Below are 24,695 nucleotides of genomic sequence, written 5' to 3'. Positions count from 1 at the left end.
CTCTGAGAGAGGGAGGTACTAGGCAATGAAGAGAATGAGAGCGCTCGGTATCCTAGCAGCAGCGTTCCTGGTGACGGCGGTCGCTGTCGCACAGATAGACACCATCCTAAAGGCGGGTGGCATTGCGCTTGCCGTAACCACATTCGGCAAAGATATCGATAAGGCCATCAACAACCTGACCGGTCACAAGAACACGAACACGTCAACCACCAAGGTCGTCCCCATCCTGAGCGTGGGAGACGGGGGCTATCTCGGTGCGGCTCAGGTGATGGGACCCAAGACCAACGTGGATAAGGTGCAGGCCTTGGCTCAACTCGAAGGGCGCTTCATGGGGAACGCAGTGCGCCTCCGCGCGCTCATTCCGGTCTCGACCAAGACGCCCGGCAAGAACCTGGCCAAGGTGGACGGAGTTGCCGTCTCCGCCATCGTCGACTTCAAGCTGTAACTACGGATTGACCTCGGGCCCCGTGTAGACGTATACTAGAGGGGTACGGACCGACACGGGCCCGGGCCGACAATGGAATGGGAAGTAGGTTCGGCTGCCCGGCACCCTTGCGTGTCGGATCGTCTCACGGAGGAGAACCGATGAAGCTGTCGCGGAACGCTCTGATTGCGATTGCTCTCCTGGCCTTCGCGGCCCCAGTCGGGTTTGCGCAGGCCAACTTCCCGGACGTGCCCGAATACCACTGGGCTTACGATGCCCTCGAGACACTCAAGGACGCCGGACTGCTCGTTGGCTACCCTGACGGCACATACCGCGGGCCACGCCCCCTCAGTCGCTACGAGTTCGCCGTTGCCATCCACGGCGCCTACAAGCGCTTCATGGCGCTGACGGGCGACCTATCTTCGAAGATTGATGCAATTCAGACTAGGATTGACGATTTCGAGGTCGACGAGGGCCCCAGCGACGCTGCGACGGCCCAAGAGCTTGCCGCGCTACGAGCCGAACTGGATGCCCTGAAGTCGCAGATGGGCGAGATGACAGCCGACCGAGAGGCCCTGAACGCGCTGAATAGGCTTTCCAAGGAGTTCGAGGCGGAACTAGCCTCGCTGGGAGTGGACCTTGCCGCACTACGACAAGACCTCAAGTCGCTTAGTGCTCGGCTGGACGCCCTCGAGAACCGCAAGGACAGGGTCCAGATTAGCGGTGACTTCAACGTGGCTGCCATCGGCAAGCACAGCATAGACGACCTACAGGGAGTGGACTGGACCGGCAACCCGGTGGGCACGCGCTCGGACGGAAGCCCGAGCGGCCTGACCGGCGACTTGAACGTCATGCAGGAGCTCGGCGTGCAGATCCGAGGCAACTTCGGCAGAAACGTGCGTCTCGATTCCGATCTCATTTTCAGCAGCGTCCTCGGATATGAAGGCAACAGCTTCAGCGAGTTCTTCCCGGGAGCCCGGAAGACGTCGTCCGGGACCGACATCTTCGTGAACCGTCTATCCGCAACCTTCGACGCGAACTGGCTAGGCAATCCGCTCACCGTATCGCTGGGGCGCATCGGTAAGAGAGTGTCACCCTACGTGATGCAGCGGCACGACCCGGACCCCTATCTGGACATCGCCCGCTACGACAATGGGGAATGGGGAATGGACGGCGCCGCCATCCGAATGGATTTCGAGACGGTAGGGCTAGAGCTCTTCCTCGGCAAGCAGTCCGGGCGTGGCGATACCTCGGCCACTTCCGACTACACGATGCGCGTCGGAGACAACCGCACGGTCTTCGACTATGCGACCCGGCCGGCAGGCATCAACCAGGGGCTGATGGTGGTGGATACCGAACTGGGGGCCAACCTCGACGTGAAGTTCGGTCGGTCGAAGTTCAACCTCGCGTACATCGCTTTCGACGGCGAACCGACGGTCGCTCCTCCGCGGCTGGGTAACGCGGGCTTCGAGTTCAACAGGGTTGCGGTATTCGGCGGCGGGCTTCACATGGGCCTTGCCGACTCGCTGTCCATCAACGCCGACTTCTCAGCCAGCCAGGCGTTTTACAACGGCAGCAGCCGGCTGAACCAAGACAACTTCGCCTACGATGTCGGAGTGCGCTTCGCTTCCGGTGACGATTTCGACTTCGGGGTCGGCTGGCGCGAGATTCGGCCCTTCTTCTCCGCTCCAGGAGAATGGGGGCGCATCGGCTTCTGGCATAGCCCGACCGACATCAAGGGTTTGACGCTGGGTGGTCGGTATCGCTTCAGCTCGACGGTCGGTGTAACCGCGCAGGGCGAGTTCTACCAAGGCACCGGGACGGCGCGAGACACATCCGGTAACGTGGTCGGCCTCGGCACAGATGACCGGATAAACCGCGTGCAGTTTGGCTTGGACTACCGAATGAACCCTCGCTGGAAGATCATGCTCGGTTGGGAGGGCGTGTACTGGGACCTGAAGGACCGTGCGGTGGGCTTCGGCGGGCCGTTCCTAGGTGGCAAGCCGACGGAGTACTACTACACGCTCGGACTGGACTACGGGATGGGGGACCGAACCAACCTCCGCTTCCTGTATCAGCTTAGCGACTACGACGGAAAGAACGTAACGGGCTTCAACACCCCTGGCAACTCGAGCACCCGGGCTAAGGGCGGACAGGTCGTCACGCAGCTCTCCATCGAGTTCTAGCGTCGGGCGACGTGTTGTCCTGTTCGATCGCGCCCGAGACCCCTCTTGCAGGGGCCTCGGGCTTTCGGTATAGTGAAGTGTGATCCGTTAGCGCCCACGCGGGCGAGCATATTAGTGGGGAGTAGACTACGCCATGGCGATGCACCTTTTTACATCCGAGTCGGTCACCGAGGGTCATCCGGACAAGCTGGCAGACCAGATCAGCGACGCGATCCTCGACGAATGCCTGGCACAGGATGCCAACGCGCGATGCGCGATGGAGACACTGCTATCGCGCGGAGTGGCCGTCGTTGCCGGAGAGCTAACTACGTCCGCGTATGTCGAGATACCCGACGTAGTACGCCGAACCATCAACGACGTAGGCTACACTAGCACCTCGCTCGGCTTCGAAGGTGACACATGCGGTGTCATGGTTGCGATTCAGCAGCAATCGCCGGACATCGCGATGGGTGTAGACATCGGCGGAGCCGGCGATCAGGGCATGATGATCGGTCTCGCTTGCGATGAAACCCCCGAACTCATGCCTCTACCCATCAGCATCGCCCATGCACTAACACGCCGGCTGACCGAGGCGCGCAAGAAACGAGAGGACGACGAGCTATTCCGACCAGACGGCAAGTCACAGGTCACCGTCGCCTATGAGGATGGCCGGCCGAAGTACATTGACACGATCGTGGTGTCCACTCAGCACAAACCAGTAGAGGATCAGGAGCAGGTGCGTCAGGTGGTGCGCAAGCACGTGATCGAACCGGTCCTGCAGAACTACCAGAGCTATGTGGATCGAGATATCACCTATCATATCAACCCGACGGGCCAGTTCATCATCGGAGGGCCCCAGGCCGATACGGGCGTCACCGGGCGAAAGGTGGTAGTGGATACCTATGGTGGCGCGTGCCCCGTAGGTGGTGGCGCGTTCTCCGGAAAGGACCCCACGAAGGTAGACCGCTCGGCCTCCTATATGGCTCGCCACATAGCGAAGTGTATTGTCGCAGCCGGACTTGCACAGAGGGTCGAACTGCACCTGGCGTATGCGATCGGAGTGGCGCAACCCGTCGCCATCAACGTACTCACTTTTGGTACCGGCAAGGTGTCCGACGACACAATCGCACAGCGAGTCAGGGGAACCTTCGATCTGTCACCACGTGGCATCATCGAATATCTGGATTTGCTTTCCAACAAGTACCTACCAACGGCGAAGAACGGGCACTTCGGCAATCCGGCATTCCCATGGGAGAGCACCGAGGCAGCCAGCCGCCTCGCGTAGCAGCGTGACATCTCCGACCCGGCGGCGGCGAAGGGGCTGGATCAAGATCGGACTGACAGGCCTCGGCGTATTAGTGGTGAGCCTCTTCGCCTTCTACAGGTGGCAGCCTTGGGAGTACGAGGTGTTCCCAGCGCCGCGTCCACTGGCAGGGCGGTTAGACCCCGATTCGTCGCGCCTCTTCTCAAAGGGTACTCGCGTCCTGGTAGTGACAGCGCATCCTGATGATGCTGAGTTCTACATAGGTGGCCTGCTGACCAAGTTGGGGCGAGCGGGTTGCTGGATTACGCTCGTCTGTGTGACGGACGGCGACAAGGGCTATTACCCGTTCGAGGATGCGGAAGCGAACCGCAGAGTGCGCCGGCGCGAGCAAGCGGACGCTGCCCGCGCGTGGGGCGCGAGCGAGGTCGTCTACCTCGGGTTCCCAGACGGACGACTGAAGGTGACCGACGAGGTGGTGGATACTATCCACGCCGAGTTACTGCGCCTAACGCCCGAGTACATTCTGACCTTCGACGGAGAGCACCCGACGAGGCTAAGACACCGAGACCATCGCCGCACCGGTGTGGCCGTGGAGCGGGCACTGCGGCAGACGCCGATTGGTTCGTGGCTCCTTCGCTTCTCCACTTCCAGTCCGAACTACGCGGTGGACATAGGCGACGTGTGGGAGAATAAGATGCGGCTGGTGGCGATCCATGCGAGCCAGTTCTATGGCGAGCGACTGAGGCGCATTCGGTCGCTGCTGCGTTCGCGTGCGGAAGCGGACGCGCGACTCCTTGGTTCCGAGTTGGCCGAGGGGCTGCGTGTCAGTCGGCTTCCACTCTGAAGGGGACGGACCGGGCTAACACCCCCGCGGTGGATCATGGCCAGGCCTGGCTCGCGTTGCCGTGCGCGTCCAGTGGATGCGTTGGGCTCACGCGACCTACCGGAAGCTGTCTATGAAGCTCTGCAATCGCTCCTGCGTCAGCTTGCCCATCGCCGCGAGGAACACCTCGCCGGCCTGCCGCGTGGCCATTCGAAATTCCCGATGGCGCAGACGGCCCAGTGCGTCCCTCGGTATCGTCCCGCGAACTTGGAACACGGAGATCGGGTCCATCCCCTGGGCATCGTGGTATAGCAAGTGCACGCCGGGCTTGCCGCCGAGCTCCACCGGCTTGGCCCCTGCCAGACGCAGGCCGGCTGGCGTGGGATTCGGTCGCAGGATGCGGAAAGGCACGCGCTTCTGGGCGTCCTCTAGCGGTACGAAGTCGTCCTGTACAATCTTGGCGCCAGGATGCTTGATCACGAAGTCCTCTGGCGACGGATTGATGTCGAAGTCCACCTGGGTGTACTCGAAGCCTCCGATCACGCGATCGGGGTTCGATGGGTCCATGATCTGCTGCTTCAGCAACACACCGGTTGCATCGTCTATGTACAGACGCCAGACGTTCGCCCCGTCCTTGCGCTTCAGCAATAGCTCGGTGCACTTGCGCCCTGCTACCCGCGCGGCCTCTCCGGTCTCCACCTTCAGCGAGCCCCTTCGGATGCCGTCCAGAACGCGCGGAAGGCGCTCCTCCACCTTCTCTCGCCGCTTCGATTCTCCCACGTAGATGGTGTTCTCGCTCGGGACCCAGTGCCATCGGCGCGCACCGCGCTCCACCATCACTTCGCCATACCGTGGGCTTCCCTTTGGGAACTCGACTCGGGTATCCGGGCCGGAGCGCAGCACCTGCTCGATGACCCGCTCGTTCCGCCCCTCCAGGTTGTTGATGACCACACGGGTGCCAGACAGCTTCTGGGTCATCTCAGCACGGATCATTCGCCGCAGCAGATCCGAAGCGCGCGACTGCTCCTGGCCCACCACTGGGGCCACCAAAAGCGACAGTACAACGTATGCAAGCAACGTTCGCAGCATCATCTTCTACAGCCCATCGAAGTCGTACAGATCGTCGTACAGATCGTCGTATTCTTCCGTGCCGCCCACCGGCGCCGTAGGCCGAGCCGCGACCGGCGAGTCGGCCGGCAACATGTAGGCAAGCTGAACCTGGGTGTGAAGGTCCTTCATGGCGTAGAGCGCGTCTTGGGCCTGTGCCAACTCCCGCTGGTGAGCGTTGATGCGCGGCAAGGCGATGAGCGCTGCAATCGCAACTGCCGCCACTGCTGCTGCCGGCACGAGCCTCGGCCACGCGGCCAGGGCCCATGGGACAGGTTTCCGGCTCGCCAAGCGCGTCCTTACGCCCTCTGCCAGGCTGTCCGGAGCTCGATGGGCTGGCAGTGCAGCGAGCATCTCCTGCACCTGGCGAAGCTCCTCCACTACTTGCCTACAGCTCTCGCACACAGCCACGTGATCGCCGACCGAATCGCACCGGCCGTCCACGTACTCCATCAATTTGTCCCGGTACTTCTCGCAGCCGTTCATTCCGTAGCCGGACCTTTCATATACTCCCGAAGCGCCTCTCGCAGCTGTTCCCGAGCCAGGAACAGACGGGACTTCACCGTTCCCAACGGGGCGTTCACTGCCTGCGCAATCTCCTCGTACGATAGGTTCTGCGTGTCGTGGAGTAGCAGGACCGTCTTCAGCTTGTCGGAGAGCTTTCCTATGGCCCTTTCCACCACGGCGTTCATCTCATCCTGCAGCACGATCCTCTCGGGGTCGTACCTGTGATCCGGTGGGTCCAAAGGCAGGCGCCCGTCGCCGTGGGGATGCGACAGCGATAGCGATTGGGGCCTGCGCCTCCTGTATCGAGACCGGTCAACACAGAGATTGGTAGCTATGCGAAACAGCCAGGTCGTAAAGCCTGCGCGACCGTCGTATCTCCGAATACCCTGAAACGCCCGAACGAACACTTCCTGCGCGACGTCCTCGGCCTCGCCGTCCTCGGGAACCATGCGCCGCACATAGCTGTAGATACGGTCTTTGTACCGGGCCACGATCAGGTCGAACGCGGCGAGGTCGTTCGCCTGGCAGCGTCGCACCAGCTCGGCGTCCGGTGCGAACTCGGCCCGCCCGGTATCGGTCAAGCAGCTTGCTCCTTGTAGCGTGATAGCGGCATCCATCGGTTTCTCGACGGTATGGACGCCACCGGGGCGTTGCGGTTCACCCATTCCGCTATTCATGGGCCCTAACCTCGCAAAGATCCCCGCGTGCCTCGGTGGCCACCACTCACACCCCTGCGTGAATACGCTCCTCCACCTCGACGATGCGCCCGTCTTCGAGCCGGATCACTCGGTTCGCGCCCTCGATGACCGCCGGGTCGTGGGTCACGAGCACGATGCTACCCTGCCCCCTCTGCTCTTGCAGCGTTCGTACTACCGCAAGCCCGGTTGCGTGATCCAGTGAAGCGGTCGGCTCGTCCGCGAAGATCACGTGAGGGCGGTTCAGGAGAGAGCGGGCGACGCAGACTCGCTGCTTCTCGCCGCCCGAGAGCGAGCGCGGGCGGCGGTGCATCTTGTCCCCCAGCCCGAGCGCCTCCAGCAGCTCGGCGGCGCGTTGGGCAGCTTTGGCCCCCCCGTTCGCGAGCAGCACGTTCTCCATGGCCGTGAGATACCCGAGCAGGTATGGGTACTGAAATAACATGCCGAACTCGGTGCGTCGCAGGCGGTCCCGCTCCATCACCGGCATGGAACGGAAGTCCACGTCGCGATAGGTAACCCGCCCCGAGGTGGGGGTCTTGAGGCCGCTGAGCAGATACAGGAGTGAGCTCTTCCCGGAGCCGCTCGGCCCCAGGATGCCGACGAACTCCCCGGGGCCGACCTCGAGCGAGATGTTGCGGCAGGCGTACACCGGTCCCGTGGGGTCCTGATACACGAGGCTCGCGTCCTCTACCCGAATCACACGAGCCTCCTCTCGACTATGGCGACCGGGTCGAACCGGCGGAACCTCCACCACACCGTGGCGAGGCCGAATAAGGCGACGGCGACCGGCACGGAGAGGGTGTAGCGATAGGTTTCCCAGCCTGCGGGGCTCATCGGGTAGCCCTTCGGCTCCATCACCGTTCGCTTGACGATGTCCAGCCCGATGTGAGCGAAGAGGATGCCGAGCACCCACGCGCCGATCACCACGAGTAGCGTCTCCAGCATCGTGCGCACCAGCAAGGACCGCCGGGTGTGCCCGATAGCCTGAAGTAACCCGAACTCCACGATGCGCTGCGTGAAGTGAATGTTCGCGAGCAGCCCCATCATGGAGGCTAGCACAGTCACTAACGCTGCAATCACGATGTTCAGAATGAGGTAGAGCGTGGCTAGGTCTCGCTCGGCCTCTCGGTTTAGCTCTGCGTAAGAAAAGACCCTACCGCGGGTGCCCTCCATTCGCTTGAGCGCCCAAGCATCCAGACGCGGCTGGTTTCTCGCCTCGTCGGCCATTAAGACGAACGCCGTGGTGTCGGGGAAGAAGTTGGCCTTGATGAACTCCGTAGAGGAAAAGGCGAACCATTCCGGCCCGTCCAGAATGCCGACGACTCGCGTCGGCTCGGGGGCGTACTCGTCGCGGTTGTCGGGGCGCAGCGCGATTTCGCCCAGCCGGTAGCCCTTGTTGTGGGCTACGGCCCGCGACACCACGATCTCGGGAGCGCCGGGCTTTGGGAAGCGGCCCTCAGTGAGGCGCAGTCTCATGCGCTCGAGCAGTGGCTCGACGTCCTTCTGTTCCAAGCCGTAGATGACGAACGGCCATTGGCCTACGATAGTCTTCACCCGCATCATGGTGATGCGCACGGTAGAAAGGCGACCGAGGTTCGGAGCGGCCTCCAGAGCCGCCCGGATCTCCTGTGTGTCGTTCCGGTCTGCCCGGGGCCACACGACGGCGAAGGCCTTGCTGTAGCCGTAGACGGTTCGGATGGCATGCGGGATGGAGTTCAGCATGGCCACGATGCCTGCGATGAGCAAGACGGACATCACGATGACCGCTCCGAGGGGGACCGTCTGGGCAGGGTTGCGCCACAGGTATAGGACTGGAGACAAGGGATGCAGGCGAGAGCGTGCCCGGACGGGAGCCCTTGCTACGGTTGTGGTCGCTTCTACAGTGGTGTTCATGAGTTGCTTCGCTGCCCCACCGTTCTACGCCTCGCCGCCCTGCGTGGTCGCCGACAGTGAGACCTTCGGCGGATCTCGCCGCCTAAGGTACAGTATGGACCCGTGCGCGTATTGCTCGCCGCAGTGTGACTTCCCAACGAGGAGAGGTTCATGGTCCATAACGTTATCATCATCGGTTCCGGTCCGGCCGGCTACACCGCCGCGCTATACACGTCCAGGGCCAATCTGGAGCCCCTACTCTTCTCCGGTGACGAGCCGGGTGGGCAGTTGATGATCACGACCGACGTGGAAAACTACCCCGGCTTCCCCGAGGGGATCACCGGGCCGGAGATGATGCAGCTCTTCCGCAAACAGGCCGAGCGCTTCGGCACCACGGTGCGGGACGAGAAGGTGACGGCGCTGGATGTGTCGGAGCGACCCTTCACCGTGCAGGCGGCCGGGCAAACCTATCGGGCCAAGACGGTCATCCTCGCGACCGGCGCCTCGGCGAAGTGGCTCGGCCTTCCTGCGGAGCAGGCGCTGATGGGCCATGGCGTGTCGGCCTGCGCCACCTGCGACGGTTTCTTTTTCCGCGACAAGACGGTCGTGGTGGTGGGCGGCGGGGACACCGCGATGGAAGAGGCCGGCTTCCTCACGCGCTTCTGCTCCAAGGTGTACGTTGCACACCGGCGGGATGCGTTGCGGGCCAGCAAGATTATGCAGGACCGCGTGCTCGGCAACCCCAAGGTGGAGATGCTGTGGAACACGGTCATCGAAGACATCCACGACCCTGCTGAGAAACGGGTGACCGCCGTGACGCTGCGCAACACCAAGTCGGGCGAGACGCAACGGATGCCGGTGGACGGCGTTTTCGTTGCCATTGGACACGAACCCAACAGCCACTTAGTACGAGGCGTGCTGGACACCGACGATCTGGGCTACGTCATCACCGAACCCCGATCCACGCGCACGAAGATACCGGGGCTGTTTGCCTGCGGCGACCTGGTGGATCGCACCTACCGGCAGGCCGTGACCGCAGCGGGTTCGGGGTGCATGGCAGCGATTGACGCCGAGCGCTTCTTAGAGTCCGAGGGGCACTAGCCCCCTGCGGGCTGAAGGATGTGCTGGGTTCGGCACCCTTTACCTAGACGCATGGACTTGACCGCGTTATACTGAAGACCAGCCCCGATGCGGTACTCGGTTGGGCCCGATAGGAATTGGGAGTTGGCGAATGAAAGCGATAACGCTGTCGAGTCTGCTCATGGCAGCCGTTGCATGTTCAGCGACCGTGCACGTGGGCATCTTCGACGATACGCGGCTGTGGAGCCCGGTCTACAACGTGGAGACTGGCGCTGCGATGACCGAGCTTCGAACGATCTGGGAGGCGAGGGGGGCTGTCTGGCATCAGACCGACATGTTAACCCCGGAGTTTCTCTCTCAGGTCTCCGTCTTTTACACGAGCCAGATTCTTCAGCAGAACCTGACGGCAGAGGAGAAAGCGGCAGTCGTCGCCTGGGTGCGGTCGGGTGGTACTCTGGTGGTCACCGCCGACTGTGGGTGACCGGGGAACCAAGCGGCATACAACAGTATGCTAAGCCAGTTTGGCTTGACGCTAGCAGGAACCATCAGCTACGGCTACGGCAACATCCTTGCCCCGCACCGCATAACTCAAGGGCTTACCACCGTTTTTCTCGGCAAGAACGGATACCTAACCACCCCCCCAAGCGCACTGCACCTGATAGATGACCCGATGGGCAACATCGCTGCAGCAGTGATGGAACGCACGGCGGAGACCGGTGCCGGTCGCCTTTTCGTCATCGGCGAGAACGACATGTTCAGCGACACCTATCTCATGCTCTATCCCGAAGACCGGCTGCTCGCCGAGAACATCGCATCCTGGGCGCTGACGCCGAGTCCTGTGTTGACCGGCACGGTGACACTGCCAGGCTACGTCGGCGAGAAGGCAGGCATTCCCCTGACGGTAAAGCTGTACGACGGGGCGAGCCTGGTGGGTACGTACGTGACCGGGCTCAGGGCCGACGGCGGGTACACGGTAGAGGTGGGCCACTCCGGCACGTTCGACGTCGTGGTCAAACCATGGCGGTGGCTCGGGCAGAGACAGTACGGAGTGCTGATCGCGGGGGACACCGTCTTAGACTGGTCCATGGTCCGCAACGGCGACGTAACCGACGACAACTCCGTGGACATCATGGACCTTAACGAGACACTGCTGCAGTTTGCGCGGACGGGCAGCCAGACGGCGGATTTGGACGGTGACGGTCAGGTCGGGTTGCTCGACCTGAACATCGTGTTGATCAACTTCGCACGCACGGGGGACTAGGGTTCTCGATGCCCTGCGAGCCGAAGGGGCGTCGGGTCTAGCGGAGCACACGCACGATTACAACGGCTGGAAGAGCGAGACCTCGCGGCCGTCGGGGTCGCGGAAGATGACCTGCAAGAACCGGCGGCCTCCGGCCTCGATCTCGCTCGGTTCCTCGAACGGTACGCCGCGGGCCCGCAGTCGGGTCAGGAAGGGCTCCAGGTCGTCTACGTCCACGCCGAACTCGGGCAACGCGCCATCGGCTGGCGACCTGATCACACCGAGGTAGCCGTCGCCCAGCTCAATACCGCCGCCATCCTTGCTCTTGCCTTGCGGAGGCACGTTGAACAGGTCGGCGTAGAAGGTAAGGGTTTTTTCGGGTGTCTGCGAATGGACCTCGACGTAGCTCAGCTGTCGCCTCACCGTTGCACCTCCATGCCGCCCACGTTTACATCCCACGTACGAGCGTGCTATTCTGTACCCGGTTCTCCCATGTTGTTGCCCATCCGTGACGAAAACCCGCCGAGACACTTTCCGCTTATCACGATGACGTTGATCGCGCTGAACATCATCGTCTTTCTGTGGGACCGCGGCGGTAACCCCTTCGGGCCGCGAATGGTTTTTATGGAGATGGCGATGGTGCCGCACGACGTCCTCGGAGCATTCTCCGGCGGGTCGTCCGATGCCCTCGTCACCCTGTTCACCTGCATGTTCCTGCACGGGGGGATTGCGCACCTTCTAGGCAACATGCTGTTCCTGTGGATCTTCGGCAACAACGTGGAGGACACGTTCGGCCCGGTGTTCTTCATTCTGCTGTACCTAGCGTGGGGCGTTGCCGCCTCGGCACTACACATCTTCGTGGACCCGACCTCGGGTATTCCTACGCTGGGGGCGAGCGGCGCGATTGCCGGCGTTCTGGGAAGCTACGTGATGTTGTTCCCACACGCACGGATCGACACGCTTTTCTGGGCGTTCTTCGTGTTCGTGATCGAGATGCCCGCCTGGGTCTTGCTTGGTGCGTGGTTCGTGATGCAGGTGCTCCCTGGCTACCAACAGCCCGGCGTGGCAACTTGGGCACATGCCGGTGGCTTTGTCGCTGGCGTGGCGACTGTGTTATTGCTAGGTGGGCGCGGGCGGCTTTTGCCCCGCTATCGCCAACTCTCGTGGGAGAGCGACGATGACTAGGTCCGTGTGGATCGGCGCGGCCTGCGCCGTGCTGGCCGGCGTGCTTGCGCTGCCACCGGTTCTCGGCCGCGTCCGCGCCGAAGAGCGGAACAAGGCGGTGGACATCCTGATCGAGTTCCCCGAGGCGCGGGCGCTCGCGGCCGGAACGGGGCGCAGCATCGAGGAGGTGTTGACCGAGCTGAAGACCGCGGGCGCGACCGGAGTGGTGGTATACGAGGACACCGTGGACGACTGGGTGCGCTCTGGCAGGCTGGTTGGGGCGCCCGCTGCGGACAAGCCTCTCCCGCGACCCGCAGCAGCCGACTGGATGGTGGACCCCTCGGGAATGGACCGCCTGAAGGCCTCCGTGACGGGAAAGTTTGGCTGGACCCTGAACTACTCCGGGTCCGAGGAGTTTCGAGTGCGCGGTGGTGGCGAGATGGTTCGCCTCCCACATAACCTGAACGCGCTCGGCACGGCAGGGCTGGGCGTGGACCCGAGTTCCGTAGATCTCGTTCGCCGAGTGGGGCTAAGGCCCGTCGCTAGGGTAGCTAACTACCCCGGAGCTTCCGAGCGAGGCATCGAGTGGACACTCCGCGACGCCAAGCAGAATGGCTGCGAGGTAGCGGTGTTCCTGGGTAACGAGGTGCTCGGCGCGAGAGAGATGATCCCCACAACCGCCGCTGCGCTTCGCGAGACAGACCTTATCTACGCATACATCGAGTTCGGCAAGCAGTCGGGAGACGCGAAACTGCTGAAGGAGATGGTCGCGCCCGCCGAGCCATCCACACGCGTCGGCAAGGTTTTGCGCCTACACAGCGTTCTGCCCGCTGAGATGTTTGCCATGACTCCCGAGGCGGTCATCGAACGCTACGTTCGGGCGGCCCGGGAACGCGGGTGCAAGATGCTCTACTTCCGCATGATCAGCCTTGCGGGAGAAGACCCGGTGCGCTCCAACGCGGACTACCTGCGCCGCATCGTTTCGGGGTTGCGACGCGTGGGCATGGATGTCAAGCCCGCGCGCCCCATGGAACCGTTACCCGACTCGCCGATGCGGACCGCCGTGGCAATCGTGGCTCCGTTTCTGGCCGCGATAGCACTACTGGCGACCCTGCGTTGGCCGTTGTGGCTCGCTCTTGCCGCCCCGCTGCCGGGCATCGTAGCTGACCTCGTGGGGGTGGGGCCGGAGCATGCCGTGCACGCGCTGCTCGTTGCCTTGTTGTTCCCTACCGCCCTCACCCTGGTAGCCTACGAAGCCGCGGCACGTCTGAAACCCCTGGGCGCGGTCGCGGCGTTCTTCGCAGTGAGCCTGCTGGGCGTGTTCGCGGCTCTGTCCGTGGCCGGCATGCTATCCACGCTGCCCTACATGATGAAGGCTACGTCCTTCATGGGAGTGAAACTCGCACACGTCGTGCCGGTGCTGGCGGTCGGCGGCGTGCTGACGCTGCGAGCGTATCGCGATCAGACCTTCGGCTATCCTGTGCGCTGGTGGCAGTTGGGCCTCGTGCTTGTCGGGATGGTGTTGCTCGCTCTGCTCGTCGTCCGCACCGGCAACGAGGCGGCTTCGGTGAGTGGCGCGGAGATGGGGATGCGATCGCTGCTCGACCGCATCCTACCGATAAGGCCGCGCACCAAAGAGGTGTTCTTCGGTCACCCGCTGCTGGTGGCGGCGATGATTGCTCTCGCCTGCCAGCGTACTCGTTTCCTTCCGTTGCTTTTCGCTTGTGGGGCGGTGGGCCAGGCCAGTGTCCTGAACACGTTCTGCCACATCCACACACCGCTCTCGGTATCGCTGACGCGGGCACTCTGGGGCATCGGTCTGGGCGGTATACTCGGCATCGCGGCATACGTGGTAGCCGTTCCGGTGGGCCTCTGGATAGGGCGTGTATGGAACCTAAGCTGGTCATCGCGGGGTACTTCGGCTGCGGCAACCTAGGAGATGACGCCATCCTGGCGGGTTTCCTCGAAGGTATTGCCGGGCTTCCCGTCCGCCCCATGGCTTTGTCTGGTCACCCCGAGCGTACCCGCCGTACCTTCTCGATAGGCTCCGTCCACCGCATGAACCTCGCAGCCGTTCGCGAGTCGCTCTCCGGGGCCGAGGCGCTGGTGTTTGCCGGCGGCAGCATCTTCCAGGACGTCACGAGCATCCGGTCGGTGTACTACTACGCGAAGCTGGTGTCGCTGGGAAAGAGCCTGACGGGGCGCGTGATCCTGCTCGGCCAAGGCTTCGGCCCGGTGCGCACGTGGCTGGGGCGGCGATTCGTACGGGGCGCGCTGAGCCAGGTAGACGCAATCGCCGTGCGCGACGAAGAGTCTGGGCGCTTGGCAACTTCGCTCGGAGCCAAATGCGAGGTCCGGCTGACCGCGGACATGGCCTGGCTGGCCAAGCCGGAGGCAGGTGGAGACGGTTCCTTTGGCATCGGCGATCAGGGAGCGGTGGGGCTGGTGCCGCGCCTCTGGAGAAACACCCGCGAAGTCGCCGCTGCATTCGGCGGTCTCTCCCGTCACCTCTCCAACCAAGGCAAGCTGCCGCTGCTCATCCCCTTCGAAGAGTGTGACGAGAAGATGGCGTCGCAGATGACCGCGCTGGGACACCCCTCGCCAACCATCGTGAAGGGCATTCGCGCCCCCGGAGCGCTGATGGCGCGGATGGAACGGCTGCAAGGCGTCGTGACGATGCGGTATCACGGCGCGTTGTTCGCCGCGAGGGCAGGCATTGCGCCCTTACTGGTCAGCTACGATCCGAAGGTGGCCGCGCTAGCCGGCGTGCTCGGCCTTCCCAAGTCGGTGCCGGTCGAGGGCTTGACTGCCGACCGACTGATCGCAGCCTGGGATGAGCACGAGCGCAACCACGCGGCGCTGGAAACGAACCTGCTGCAGAAACGTCAGACACTGAGTGAGAAGGCCCTGGAGAACATCGCTCTGCTGAAGAGGTACGTGCCTAGCCTGAAGGGCGAAAACGTCCCGACGAAACTGCCTTGAGACCGTTTCTGCGCCTGCTTCCCATATCGCTCCTTCTCTCGGCTCCGATTGCTGCGAAGGCCGACCTTCGTACGTGGCTGGAGGAGCATCTGTTCGAGCCGATCAAGTTGTCCGGCTCGAAGCGCATCGGTTATCACCTGCACGAGGTCTCCGGCGACCGAGCGAGCTTCGACCAGCAGAACTACTTCGGCGACGGCGCCAAGTCGTTCACCGATCAGACGGACCTGTACGTGCGGGGGGAGAAGGTACTGGGATTCATCAACTTCGAGAGTCGGCTGACCAACAGCAAGTTCGGGAGCCCGCACGACCGGCGCTTGACCTTCGTGTACGAGTCGAAGCTGCTGGACGCCAAGTTGGGCGACATCACGGGCTCGCTGCACAACACGAACCCTCTTGCCGGCTTCAGCAAAACGATGCGCGGCGCGGTGGGCACGCTTAAGCTCGGAAAGGGCTACGAGCTGAAGCTGGTCCGATCGGACACGAAGGCCACCCCACGCACCATCACCTTTCCGGGTGCGAACAGCCGCGGACCATACTATCTGCCCGGTGGGAACATCGTGGACGGAACGCTACGCGTGCGCGTGGACGACGTGGACAAGGTCCTCGGCGTGGATTACACGGTGGACTATCAGACCGGCACGCTTACCTTCTCGTACATCGTGCTGCCAACCTCCACGGTTCAAGCGACCTACGAATCCTACGGTTTCAATGATCGAAGCGGTTCGGTGATGGGCGCCTCGATGCTGCTACCGATTCTCAGCTCGCTGAACGTGGAGCTGACTGCCGTGGAGCAGAAGACCAGGGCGGGTTCCGGCCTTGCGACCCGCACGGAACGCTTCTACGGCTACGGAGATCCTTCGACACCCTACGACCTTCAGTACGAGCCGCTGATAGACGGGGCGCACCCGTTCTTCCTGACCGTGGATAGCGTCCCTCAGCGGGTCGGCATTGACTACTACTTCGATCAGTTCCTGCCGTTCCGCTTCTACTTCACGCGATTCATTCCGAGCACTAGTTTGGTAGAAGCAGTGTACACGCCCAAGCCTACCAGCTCGGCAGTGACGGATGGTGACAAGAGCATCTATGGCGCCGCAGCGCGTTGGACCCCGTTCCATGGCGCATCCGTGCAGTACAACGTTGCGTCCAGCAAGGTGCGATCAGCTGGCGGTGGATCGCTCGAAGGACTGGCTCAGACCGGCCAGTTCAGCTACAAGGTAGGTAGTCTCGGATTCAAGGCTTCCTTCACGGACATCCCCGCCACCTACTCCGCCATCGCCAGCACAGGCTTTCGCAGGAACGAACGTGGTAGTCAATACGACCTGTCGTACGACTTCGGCAAGGGCCTCAGCGCCAGCGCGGGATACACCACCTCGCGAATCTCTTCGCCCACCTATAATGCGGATGGCACGGTGACGGACAGCCCTGCGAACAATCGGCTCGAGACGCTCAGCCTGAACTACGCACCCGTTAGCGGCCCTGCAGTGTCATTCAGTCACACGAAGACGACTTTCCGCTCTGCCACCGGCGAGACTACGAATGGTGCGGATACGCTTCGCGTCAGCCGCAACTTCGGAACACTTAGTACATCTTTGGAGTTGAGCCGTGTCCGCGCCTCGCGGCTCAGTTTGACGGGATCCGGGCAGGCGGACAACAGCACCGTGGACTCCGTGCGACTGACCACGGGGTGGGAGGCGGCAAGGTGGCTCTCGGTGGCTGCATCCGCAGCGCAGAACCGTGTGGCGGGCACGTCGGGTAACACCGATGGGAGGGACTATTCGCTCGACCTGAACGCACGCTTCGGCGAGAACCTAACAGCGCGACTCTCCTTCAACGACGCGTCTTCGGGCTACTACAACTACTCGGGCTATGGGTCTGGCTATGACTATGGCTATGGCACGGGAGGGTTCTCTGGTGGTGGAAGCGGGTACGGCACACCGACATCGGGGGTTCGACAGCGAGGGGTTTCGCTGAACGTTCACTACGTACCATGGAACGCCCTGTCTCTGGACGTGACGGCGAGCAAGCAAATGGCATCCGGCGACTATATGAGTAACAGCGACCTTCAGACGTTCAGCATCGGCGTCGGGTATACACCGACGCACTGGGTGCGTCTCACCGGAAGCCTAACCAACCAGACTGTGTCGTTCACTTCCGGCATCGGCAGTTCGAACTCCACCCTCTATGGACTTGGTTTGACTGCTGGACCGTATCGCAGGTGGACACTCACATTGGACTACCAGGGGATGTTGACCGGCTCGCGACTGGTGGATTCCGGGTTCGGAAGCTCCTCCTACGATCAGAACCTGAACTCCTACTACGCGCGATTGACGTATGACCTCGGTAAACGGCAGCGTGCCTTCTTCGACGCGCGGTCCGGTTCTACTTTCGGATACCTGGCGAGTCGCGAGCTGACGTGGGCCCTCGGATACGAGTATGACATCACCCGGTTCGCCTCGCTGGTTGCCAGCTACCGGGTGCGCGACCTGCGCAACCTAGACGATCTGAACTCGGCGTACAGTTACCACGCCCGCTCGTTGGACGTGGATCTGGTACTCAGATTCTAGGCCGCCTTCTGCACGATCGGAACTGCGGGCATGCCGGGCAGTACCACCACTGTGCTCTCCTGTAGCCGTATGGCGGTCGTTTGGAAGTGCGCGAGCCTGTCCGCGCATAGGCTCTTCCCGGCAATCGCTTGCACTCCGTCCGAGGGCGGATGGACTGAGAGGAGCTTCGTTCGCACGGGTTCTGGTGTTGCGACGAGGATCAACATCCCACACGCGCTGCGATCTCGTCGCACACATGTGCTGCGAAAGGTATGGCGCAGGTCCAGGCGGGCGACACGGCGTTCAGCACATGCATCGAGCGGTCGTCCCCCTCTAGGCAGAAGTCCATCACCAGCTTTCGGCTACGAATGTCCACTAACTGCGCGCGGATGCCGGGACGACCCCACGTGCGATACTGCGACGGGTGTACACCCTCGGCCAGCTTGGCAGCTCGACGCACCATGTGAGGTCGCCAATATTTGCGCACCTCTTGCCACGCCAATGCTCGAAAGTCGAATCCGGCACGTAGCATCAGCATCAGCATCGTTCGGGCACTCTCTACGCCGTCGCGGGCCCTAAGGCCACGCACCCACCCATACTGCTCGCGTCCGATGCATGGGATAGCAGTAGGCCCAATCTTCGCTCGCCCATCCACGGTAACGGTGAAGTGCACGCCGAGGAAGGGATTGCGCAGGTCAGGTACCGGGTAGATGTTCGTCCGGAACGAGCCGGGGGGCTCCGACGAATAGAGGTACAGACCCTTGAAGGGAGCGATGCGGTACTGGGTGCCGAAGCCGAAGCAGTGTGCGATCCTATCGGCATGCAAGCCCGCGCAGTTCACCACATACCCTGCCCCCACCATGCCAGCAGAGGTGCGCACCTCACGTAGGCGCGCCGAGAGAAATGCGGTCGAGGTCATCATTCGTACGCCGGTTTGCTCTGCTTCTTGCACTAGTGCGCGTGTTACCTCTTGGGGATCAGCGGTTGCCGTCGTGGGCGACCAAATCGCGCGCCGGTAGGTCTTCACGCGAGGTTCGATCCGCTTTGCATCTGCTTCGCTCACCATCTCGAGCGGTACGCTGTTCGCGTCTCCTCGGCGCGCAAGCTCGTCCAAAGCGTCAAGCTCGCGCTCATCGCGTGCTACTACGAGCTTTCCGCACTCGTTCAGCCGCAAACCCTTCTCCCGACAGAAGGCACGGAGCGCGACGTTGCCCTCCCTGGTGAAGCGAGCCTTGAGCGAGTCGGCAGTATAGTAGAACCCAGCGTGCAGCACGCCGCTATTCCTCCCGCTCGCGTGCAAGCCGAACTCGGGCTCCTTCTCGATGAGCACAACGGTGGCATCCGGCCACTCGTGCCGCAGCTGCCGTGATACCGTGAGTCCGACTACCCCGCCACCGATGACAAGGAAGTCGCAGTTCATGCTCTACGAGGTGCGCTCGACCACGTACTCGGCCAACATGCGCAGAGGGTCGGCCCGGCACCCGAGTGTCTCGAGCTTGCCGATTGCCTGGCGTGTTAGTTCCCTCGATCTCTCCATCGCGCCCTCCACGCCGTAGAGTGCCACATAGGTGGCTTTGTGGCGCGCTGCGTCGCTGCCGACCGGCTTTCCGATGGTGGCTTCATCGCCGATCACGTTCAGCACGTCATCCGCCGCCTGGAACGCCCGGCCGACCAACGAGCCGTAATCCGCGAGCTGGCACAGCGTATCCCCATCTGCGCCAGCGAGTATCCCCCCGCTGACTACAGAGGCGAGGATCAGCGCGCCGGTCTTTCTCTCATAGATGTACTCCACCGTCTCTGCGTCAGCCTCGTGCGTCTCGGCCTCCAGGTCTACTACCTGCCCACCCACCATCCCGGCGGTGCCGCTAGCCTCGGCGAGCAATGCTAACACCCGGCCCACCGCCTCATCGGGCGCACAAGCTCGGTTCTCCGCTATCAGTTGAAAGGCGAGTGCGAAGAGTGCATCTCCTGCTAGGATCGCCGTCGCTTCACCGAACGCCACGTGACACGTGGGCCGGCCCCGGCGAAGGTCGTCGTCATCCAGTGCGGGTAGATCGTCATGAATCAGCGAGAAGGCATGGATACACTCCAGCGCGCAAGCCGTCGAAAGCACTCGGTCCGCACTACCACCACACGCCTCGGCCGCCGCGATACAGAGCAGGGGGCGAATCCGCTTGCCCGGCGCCAGGGCGCTGTATCGCATTGCTCGGTGAAGCTGCTCCGGCCGGAGCGTCTCAGGTGGGAGAGCCCTATCCAGGCCCTCCTCCACTAGAACGATCCTAGGCGACGCGTACTCTTCGAATGTCATTGGTGGAGCCTTCGTTCGCAGGAGAGGGCGACGTTCTGCAGCAACATCGCCACTGTCATCGGGCCCACTCCGCCGGGGACCGGCGTGATGAACGACACCTTCTCCTTCACTTCCTCGAAAGCCACGTCGCCCACGTCCCGGTCCGATCCGGGCGGCCGACTGTAGCCCGCATCTATCACTGTCGCACCCTCTTTGAACCAGTCGGCGCGGAACATCTCGCTCTTACCGGTACCGCATACCACGATGTCTCCCTGGCGAGTCAGCTCCTGCACGTTAGTGCTGTACTTGTGGCAGATGGTGACGGTAGCATTCGCGGTTAGCATCATGAGGGCCATCGGTCTGCCCAGGATAAAGCTGCGGCCACAGATCACCGCGTGCTTGCCGTGCAGCGGCACCTCATAGTGCTCCAGCAATCGCATGATGCCTGCGGGTGTGGCACACCGGAACCCATCCGTCTTGCTGACCAACGCCCCGAGCGAGAAGGGGGTGATACCGTCCACGTCCTTGGCAGGGTCCAATACTGCCAACACAGGACGTTCACGGATGTGCTTCGGCAGAGGGTGCTGGACCAAGATACCGTGCACGTTGCGGTCCTGGTTCAGGAAGCGCACGGTGTCTTCCACCTGCTCCTGCGTGACGGCTTCTGGCATGTGATGGAGCACCGCGGTAATACCCACGTACTCGGCGCGCTTCTTCTTCATCTTGACATAGGTGATAGAAGCCGGGTCGTCGCCCACTAACACAATATCGAGACGGGGCTGCATACCTGCTGCTCGCAGGCGCTCGATGCGCAACTTGGCGGTCTCTAGCTCCTGCTTCGCCAAAGCCGCCCCATCCATCACGACTGCGCTCACTCGTTGTCCTCCGTTCGTAGAATGCGTCCCATCGGCGCTCCCGATTACGTCTTCGGTACCAGTGCTAGGATCGCTCGGGGTCTGTGAGGTACCGACTATCGAGGTCTTCGCCAGGCCGTCTGCAAGCGCGCCCAGCACGCCGTTCACGAACCGCCCCGAGTCCCTGGTACTGTACTTCTTCACGAGCTCCACCGCCTCGTTGATCGTGGCCGCGGTGGGGATTCCAGGACAGAACATCAGTTCATAGGCGGCCAGTCTCAGCACGTTGCGGTCCACGCATGCTTGTCTGTCCAGTGCCCACTCGTGTGACAACGCCTCGATTCGGCGGTCAATCTCGGCCTTGTGTAAGGAGACGCCGCGAACCAAGTCGTACGCAAACTGCTCGGCGTCCTCATCCAGCTCGACGTCGCCCAGGCAGTGCTGGACCGCATCCTCGGGCGTCTGCTTGCCGATCTCGATCTCGTATAGCGCGCGAAGCGCCACCTCGCGCGCGGTGCGCCTTCGCTTAGAGGCCACTGCCAGACACCGCCGCGCCCCGCATCAGCCGCTGCAGCGTCTCCGTGGACCATCGGCCCTCGCGGAACTCGTCACTGTCCACGATCTGGATCAGCAGATCACGATTCGTCTTGATACCGCCGATGACGAACTCGCACAGCGCTCGCCGTAGCCGGACGATCGCACGGGGACGGTCAGCATCCCAAACTATCACCTTCGCGATCATCGGATCGTAGTAGGGAGGTATGACGGCCCCGGAGTGCCCGAAGGTGTCCACGCGGACCCCGAGACCTCCGGGCACCACCCACTCGGTGACGGTGCCACAGCTCGGGCTGAAGTCCCTGTCAGGGTCCTGGGCGGTCAGGCGAGCCTCGATCACGTGCCCTTTGCGCTGCACTTCACTCTGCACAAAGCCGAGCGGTTCGCCTGCCGCTGCTAATATCTGCTTGCGCACAATGTCTCTGCCTACCAGCTCCTCGGTGACCGGGTGCTCCACTTGCAGGCGCGTGTTCATCTCGATGAAGTAGTGGTTGTGGTCTCGATCTACCAGGAACTCGACGGTGCCTGCGCCGACATAGTCCACGGCCTTCGCGAGCCGCACTGCATCCTCTCCCATACGAATGCGCACTTCGTCGTCAATGGCGGGGCACGGTGCCTCCTCGATCAGCTTCTGATGCCTGAGGTTCTGCACCGAGCAATCACGCTCGAACAGATGCACCACGTTTCCGTGGCGGTCACCCATGATCTGCACTTCGACATGGCGCGGCTCGACCAGACATCGCTCCAGATACACGTCGCCGTTGCCGAATGCCGCGGCCGCCTCGCTCTGCGCGTTGCTCAACGCCGTCACCAGTTCGTCCAGCGATTCGACCCGCCGAATGCCGCGCCCACCTCCGCCTGCAGCAGCCTTGACCAGCAGTGGGAAGCCGATTCGCTGCGCCTCTTGCAGCGCGTGGGCTTCGTCTGCCACGGGGTCCAACGTGCCCGGCGGGATTGGGACGCCCTGCTCTGCAGCGATCTTGCGCGCCATCACTTTTTCACCCATCCGCTCGAGCGTGTCCGGGCTCGGCCCAATGAAGGTAATGCCCAACGCCGCACAGCCCTCGGCGAAGGTGGCGTTCTCGGCGAAGTAGCCGTAGCCGGGGTGGATAGCGTCCGCGCCGGTGATCTGCGCGGCCATCAGTACGTTAGAGTCCACCAGATAGCTCTCGCCGTTCGGTCCCGAGCCCACGCACACACTCTCGTCTGCCAAGCGAACGTGTAGCGCATCGCGGTCCGCTTCGGAATATACAGCGACCGTGCTGATACCCAGTTCACGACACGCACGGATGATTCGGACGGCGATCTCTCCCCGGTTGGCGATCAGGACCTTTTTGAACATGCGCCGGTAAACTCCCCTTAAGCGGCTACCCGCTGACTCCCTTTTTGGGTATACCCTGCTCCGCCCTCGGGTCCTTCTGTAGCCGGCATGGTCGGGGGCGCTAGGCGCCCACGCAGTCGCATCGGACCCGGCGCCGGGATTGTGCGAGTAGCCAGTAGACCGGCCTTAGGAACACACGAACCGTCTTGAGGCGCAGCAACGGAGCCAGGCAGGACCAGCCACGCAAGCGCGCCACGACGTGGGGCAAGGCGTCTATGCCGGTAGCGGTCGTCCCGTCGGGCAATGCGACCACCATCGCACGCAGGCACTGCTCCACAGCGATTTCCGGAAATCGCGCTCGTGTCACTTCATCCTCGCACGCGAGCGTCTCGAGCATTCCCAGCCTCGCACGCCTCAATGCCCACTGCGCCCACCGAGTGCACCTCGGGCAGCCCCCATCGTAAATCAGCGTTACTCGCTCCACGACTCGATCCTACGCGCAGTAGTCCCGCCCAGTGGCGGCCCAGACCTAGAGCAGGTGCAGTGCGCCGCTTGCGGAACCGGATCGGCAAGACGCTAGAAAGGAGCAGCCATGATCGCACCCACACCCCCGATGGGCTGGAACAGTTGGAACACCTTCGGCGGAGACATCAGCGAGGAGCTGGTAAAGGAGACCGTGCAGGCGATCATCGAGCATGGATTCGCCGAAGCCGGGTACCGATACGTCAATCTGGACGACCTGTGGCAGGCGCCGGAACGCGGCCCAGACGACCGGCTGGTGCCCGACCCGCACAAGTTTCCGAACGGGATCAAGGCGCTGGCAGACTATGTGCACTCCAAAGGCCTGAAGTTCGGCATCTACTCTTGTGTCGGTACCCACACCTGCGCGCGAGTGCCTGGCAGCTTTGCTCACGAGGAGATGGACGCGCAAACCTTCGCCGATTGGGGCGTGGACTTCCTGAAGCACGATTACTGCTATCTCCCCGAAGGCGTCTCTGGCCCGATGCTGTACCGCCGCATGGGCCAGGCGCTGCGTGCGACCGGGCGGCCAATCCTGTTCAGCATCTGCAACTGGGGTCGCGAGGAGCCCTGGACGTGGGCGGCGAGCACCGGCGCACAGATGTGGCGAACTGGACCCGACATCGTAGACACCTGGGAGAGCATCTGCGACATGGGGTTCCGCCAAGCCGGGCTGGAGGCGTACGCCGGGCCCGACCACTGGAACGACCCGGACATGATGGTGGTCGGAATGTACGGCAAGGGCAATGCCGCCGTCGGTCAGGTGCCTACAGACACGGAGTACCGAACCCACTTTTCGCTGTGGTGCCTTATGGCTGCACCGCTGCTGATGGGCTGCGACGTGCGTAATCTGAACCCCGCCGCCCGTGAAATCCTGCTGAACCGAGAGGTGATAGCCGTGGACCAGGACCCTCTCGGTCGGCAGGGATATCGGGTCGGCAACAGCTGGCTGGTGGGAGAAGTGTGGGCGAAGCCGCTGGCAGACGGTTCGGTGGCGGTTGGGCTGTTCAACCGGCACGATACGGAACGACAGCTGGTAGGTGTTGCCTGGGAGAGCCTGGGGATTCACGACCGTCGTCCGTGTGTTGTCCGGGACCTGTGGGCACAGCAGTACGTGGGCGAGTTCCGCGGCAGCTACTCGCAGTACGTCGAGCCGCACGGGTGTGGACTGGTCCGCTTGCATCCAGCCTAAAAGCCACGACGCCCCATCCGAGGGCGGACGGGGTGAGGACGACTTGATCATGTACCGCTGCAGATGGGTGCCATGGGCAACATGACGCCTTTGGGTCGAGG

At 62.8% G+C, this 24,695-nt stretch carries 23 protein-coding genes and 1 pseudogene; 12 read left to right on the top strand and 12 right to left on the bottom strand.

Annotation, left to right across the window (positions count from 1 at the left end; genetic code table 11):
- The first annotated feature begins 25 nt into the window (after positions 1–25).
- The 4 genes from HRF45_00625 (at position 26) to HRF45_00610 (ending at position 4,697) form a co-directional block, all read left to right on the top strand.
- Entirely contained in the window at positions 26–445 is a 420-nt protein-coding gene (locus HRF45_00625) for a hypothetical protein (protein ID MEP0765034.1), read from the top strand.
- Positions 446–585: 140 nt separating this feature from the next.
- The gene (locus HRF45_00620) at positions 586–2,610 is read left to right on the top strand and encodes an S-layer homology domain-containing protein (protein MEP0765033.1); all 2,025 of its coding nucleotides are present in this window, start codon (positions 586–588) and stop codon (positions 2,608–2,610) included.
- Positions 2,611–2,743: 133 nt separating this feature from the next.
- Entirely contained in the window at positions 2,744–3,874 is a 1,131-nt protein-coding gene (locus tag HRF45_00615) for a methionine adenosyltransferase (protein ID MEP0765032.1), read from the top strand.
- Positions 3,875–3,878: 4 nt separating this feature from the next.
- Positions 3,879–4,697, top strand: a complete 819-nt coding sequence (locus tag HRF45_00610) for a PIG-L family deacetylase (GenBank protein ID MEP0765031.1) — start codon at positions 3,879–3,881, stop codon at positions 4,695–4,697.
- 96 nt (positions 4,698–4,793) lie between these two features.
- Here HRF45_00610 and HRF45_00605 read toward each other — a convergent pair whose 3' ends face one another.
- The 5 genes from HRF45_00605 to HRF45_00585 are packed head-to-tail and all read right to left on the bottom strand — an operon-like array spanning position 4,794 to position 8,743.
- The gene (locus HRF45_00605; protein MEP0765030.1) at positions 4,794–5,768 is read right to left on the bottom strand and encodes a hypothetical protein; all 975 of its coding nucleotides are present in this window, start codon (positions 5,766–5,768) and stop codon (positions 4,794–4,796) included.
- A 3-nt stretch (positions 5,769–5,771) separates the two neighbouring features.
- Positions 5,772–6,269, bottom strand: coding sequence for a hypothetical protein (locus HRF45_00600; GenBank protein ID MEP0765029.1), 498 nt, complete (start codon positions 6,267–6,269; stop codon positions 5,772–5,774).
- Positions 6,266–6,955: a sigma-70 family RNA polymerase sigma factor gene (locus HRF45_00595; protein MEP0765028.1), complete on the bottom strand. Its 690-nt coding sequence runs from the start codon at positions 6,953–6,955 to the stop codon at positions 6,266–6,268. The genes HRF45_00600 and HRF45_00595 overlap by 4 nt, the downstream gene beginning before the upstream one ends.
- A 58-nt stretch (positions 6,956–7,013) precedes the next feature.
- Positions 7,014–7,685: an ATP-binding cassette domain-containing protein gene (locus HRF45_00590; protein ID MEP0765027.1), complete on the bottom strand. Its 672-nt coding sequence runs from the start codon at positions 7,683–7,685 to the stop codon at positions 7,014–7,016.
- A complete protein-coding gene (locus HRF45_00585) occupies positions 7,682–8,743 on the bottom strand; it encodes an ABC transporter permease (GenBank protein ID MEP0765026.1) in 1,062 nt (353 codons plus the stop codon). The genes HRF45_00590 and HRF45_00585 overlap by 4 nt, the downstream gene beginning before the upstream one ends.
- Positions 8,744–9,028: 285 nt before the next feature.
- Here HRF45_00585 and trxB point away from each other — a divergent pair, with 285 nt between their 5' ends.
- The 3 genes from trxB to HRF45_00570 all read left to right on the top strand — a co-directional run bounded on the left by trxB (position 9,029) and on the right by HRF45_00570 (position 11,198).
- Positions 9,029–9,958 carry a thioredoxin-disulfide reductase gene (trxB, locus tag HRF45_00580; GenBank protein ID MEP0765025.1) on the top strand — a complete coding sequence of 310 codons (930 nt, stop codon included), beginning with the start codon at positions 9,029–9,031 and terminating at the stop codon, positions 9,956–9,958.
- A 130-nt stretch (positions 9,959–10,088) separates the two neighbouring features.
- Positions 10,089–10,418: a hypothetical protein gene (locus HRF45_00575; GenBank protein MEP0765024.1), complete on the top strand. Its 330-nt coding sequence runs from the start codon at positions 10,089–10,091 to the stop codon at positions 10,416–10,418.
- A 27-nt stretch (positions 10,419–10,445) separates the two neighbouring features.
- The gene (locus tag HRF45_00570; GenBank protein MEP0765023.1) at positions 10,446–11,198 is read left to right on the top strand and encodes a hypothetical protein; all 753 of its coding nucleotides are present in this window, start codon (positions 10,446–10,448) and stop codon (positions 11,196–11,198) included.
- A gap of 57 nt (positions 11,199–11,255) precedes the next feature.
- On the opposite strand, the gene HRF45_00565 is transcribed toward HRF45_00570, so the two are convergent.
- The gene (locus HRF45_00565; protein MEP0765022.1) at positions 11,256–11,600 is read right to left on the bottom strand and encodes a VOC family protein; all 345 of its coding nucleotides are present in this window, start codon (positions 11,598–11,600) and stop codon (positions 11,256–11,258) included.
- 69 nt (positions 11,601–11,669) lie between these two features.
- Here HRF45_00565 and HRF45_00560 point away from each other — a divergent pair, with 69 nt between their 5' ends.
- The 4 genes from HRF45_00560 to HRF45_00545 are packed head-to-tail and all read left to right on the top strand — an operon-like array spanning position 11,670 to position 17,887.
- Positions 11,670–12,362 carry a rhomboid family intramembrane serine protease gene (locus tag HRF45_00560; protein ID MEP0765021.1) on the top strand — a complete coding sequence of 231 codons (693 nt, stop codon included), beginning with the start codon at positions 11,670–11,672 and terminating at the stop codon, positions 12,360–12,362.
- Complete coding sequence (locus HRF45_00555; GenBank protein ID MEP0765020.1) at positions 12,355–14,277, top strand: hypothetical protein; 1,923 nt, start codon at positions 12,355–12,357, stop codon at positions 14,275–14,277. The genes HRF45_00560 and HRF45_00555 overlap by 8 nt, the downstream gene beginning before the upstream one ends.
- Complete coding sequence (gene csaB / locus HRF45_00550) at positions 14,229–15,323, top strand: polysaccharide pyruvyl transferase CsaB (protein MEP0765019.1); 1,095 nt, start codon at positions 14,229–14,231, stop codon at positions 15,321–15,323. The genes HRF45_00555 and csaB overlap by 49 nt, the downstream gene beginning before the upstream one ends.
- Positions 15,320–17,887, top strand: a complete 2,568-nt coding sequence (locus HRF45_00545; GenBank protein ID MEP0765018.1) for a hypothetical protein — start codon at positions 15,320–15,322, stop codon at positions 17,885–17,887. The genes csaB and HRF45_00545 overlap by 4 nt, the downstream gene beginning before the upstream one ends.
- A 199-nt stretch (positions 17,888–18,086) precedes the next feature.
- Here HRF45_00545 and lhgO read toward each other — a convergent pair whose 3' ends face one another.
- The 6 genes and pseudogenes from lhgO to HRF45_00515 all read right to left on the bottom strand — a co-directional run bounded on the left by lhgO (position 18,087) and on the right by HRF45_00515 (position 23,367).
- On the bottom strand, positions 18,087–19,286 hold the full coding sequence (gene lhgO / locus HRF45_00540; protein MEP0765017.1) for an L-2-hydroxyglutarate oxidase: 1,200 nt from the start codon (positions 19,284–19,286) through the stop codon (positions 18,087–18,089).
- A 3-nt stretch (positions 19,287–19,289) separates the two neighbouring features.
- Positions 19,290–20,174 (bottom strand): polyprenyl synthetase family protein, encoded by an 885-nt coding sequence (locus HRF45_00535; GenBank protein MEP0765016.1) that lies wholly within the window; start codon positions 20,172–20,174, stop codon positions 19,290–19,292.
- The gene (locus HRF45_00530) at positions 20,171–21,028 is read right to left on the bottom strand and encodes a bifunctional 5,10-methylenetetrahydrofolate dehydrogenase/5,10-methenyltetrahydrofolate cyclohydrolase (protein MEP0765015.1); all 858 of its coding nucleotides are present in this window, start codon (positions 21,026–21,028) and stop codon (positions 20,171–20,173) included. Before HRF45_00530 ends, HRF45_00535 begins: the two co-directional genes overlap by 4 nt.
- 120 nt (positions 21,029–21,148) lie before the next feature.
- Positions 21,149–21,544, bottom strand: a pseudogene (gene nusB / locus HRF45_00525) (transcription antitermination factor NusB).
- Positions 21,534–22,904, bottom strand: coding sequence for an acetyl-CoA carboxylase biotin carboxylase subunit (locus tag HRF45_00520; GenBank protein MEP0765014.1), 1,371 nt, complete (start codon positions 22,902–22,904; stop codon positions 21,534–21,536). Before HRF45_00520 ends, nusB begins: the two are co-directional and overlap by 11 nt.
- A 100-nt stretch (positions 22,905–23,004) precedes the next feature.
- Complete coding sequence (locus HRF45_00515; GenBank protein MEP0765013.1) at positions 23,005–23,367, bottom strand: DUF393 domain-containing protein; 363 nt, start codon at positions 23,365–23,367, stop codon at positions 23,005–23,007.
- 108 nt (positions 23,368–23,475) lie between these two features.
- On the opposite strand from HRF45_00515, the gene HRF45_00510 reads away from it, so the two are divergent.
- Complete coding sequence (locus HRF45_00510; protein MEP0765012.1) at positions 23,476–24,594, top strand: glycoside hydrolase family 27 protein; 1,119 nt, start codon at positions 23,476–23,478, stop codon at positions 24,592–24,594.
- Positions 24,595–24,695 lie beyond the last annotated feature (101 nt).

It is taken from the genome of Fimbriimonadia bacterium, from assembly GCA_039961735.1.
Classification (GTDB): Bacteria; Armatimonadota; Fimbriimonadia; order Fimbriimonadales; family JABRVX01; genus JABRVX01.
This window is presented reverse-complemented; position numbering and strand designations above follow the sequence as displayed.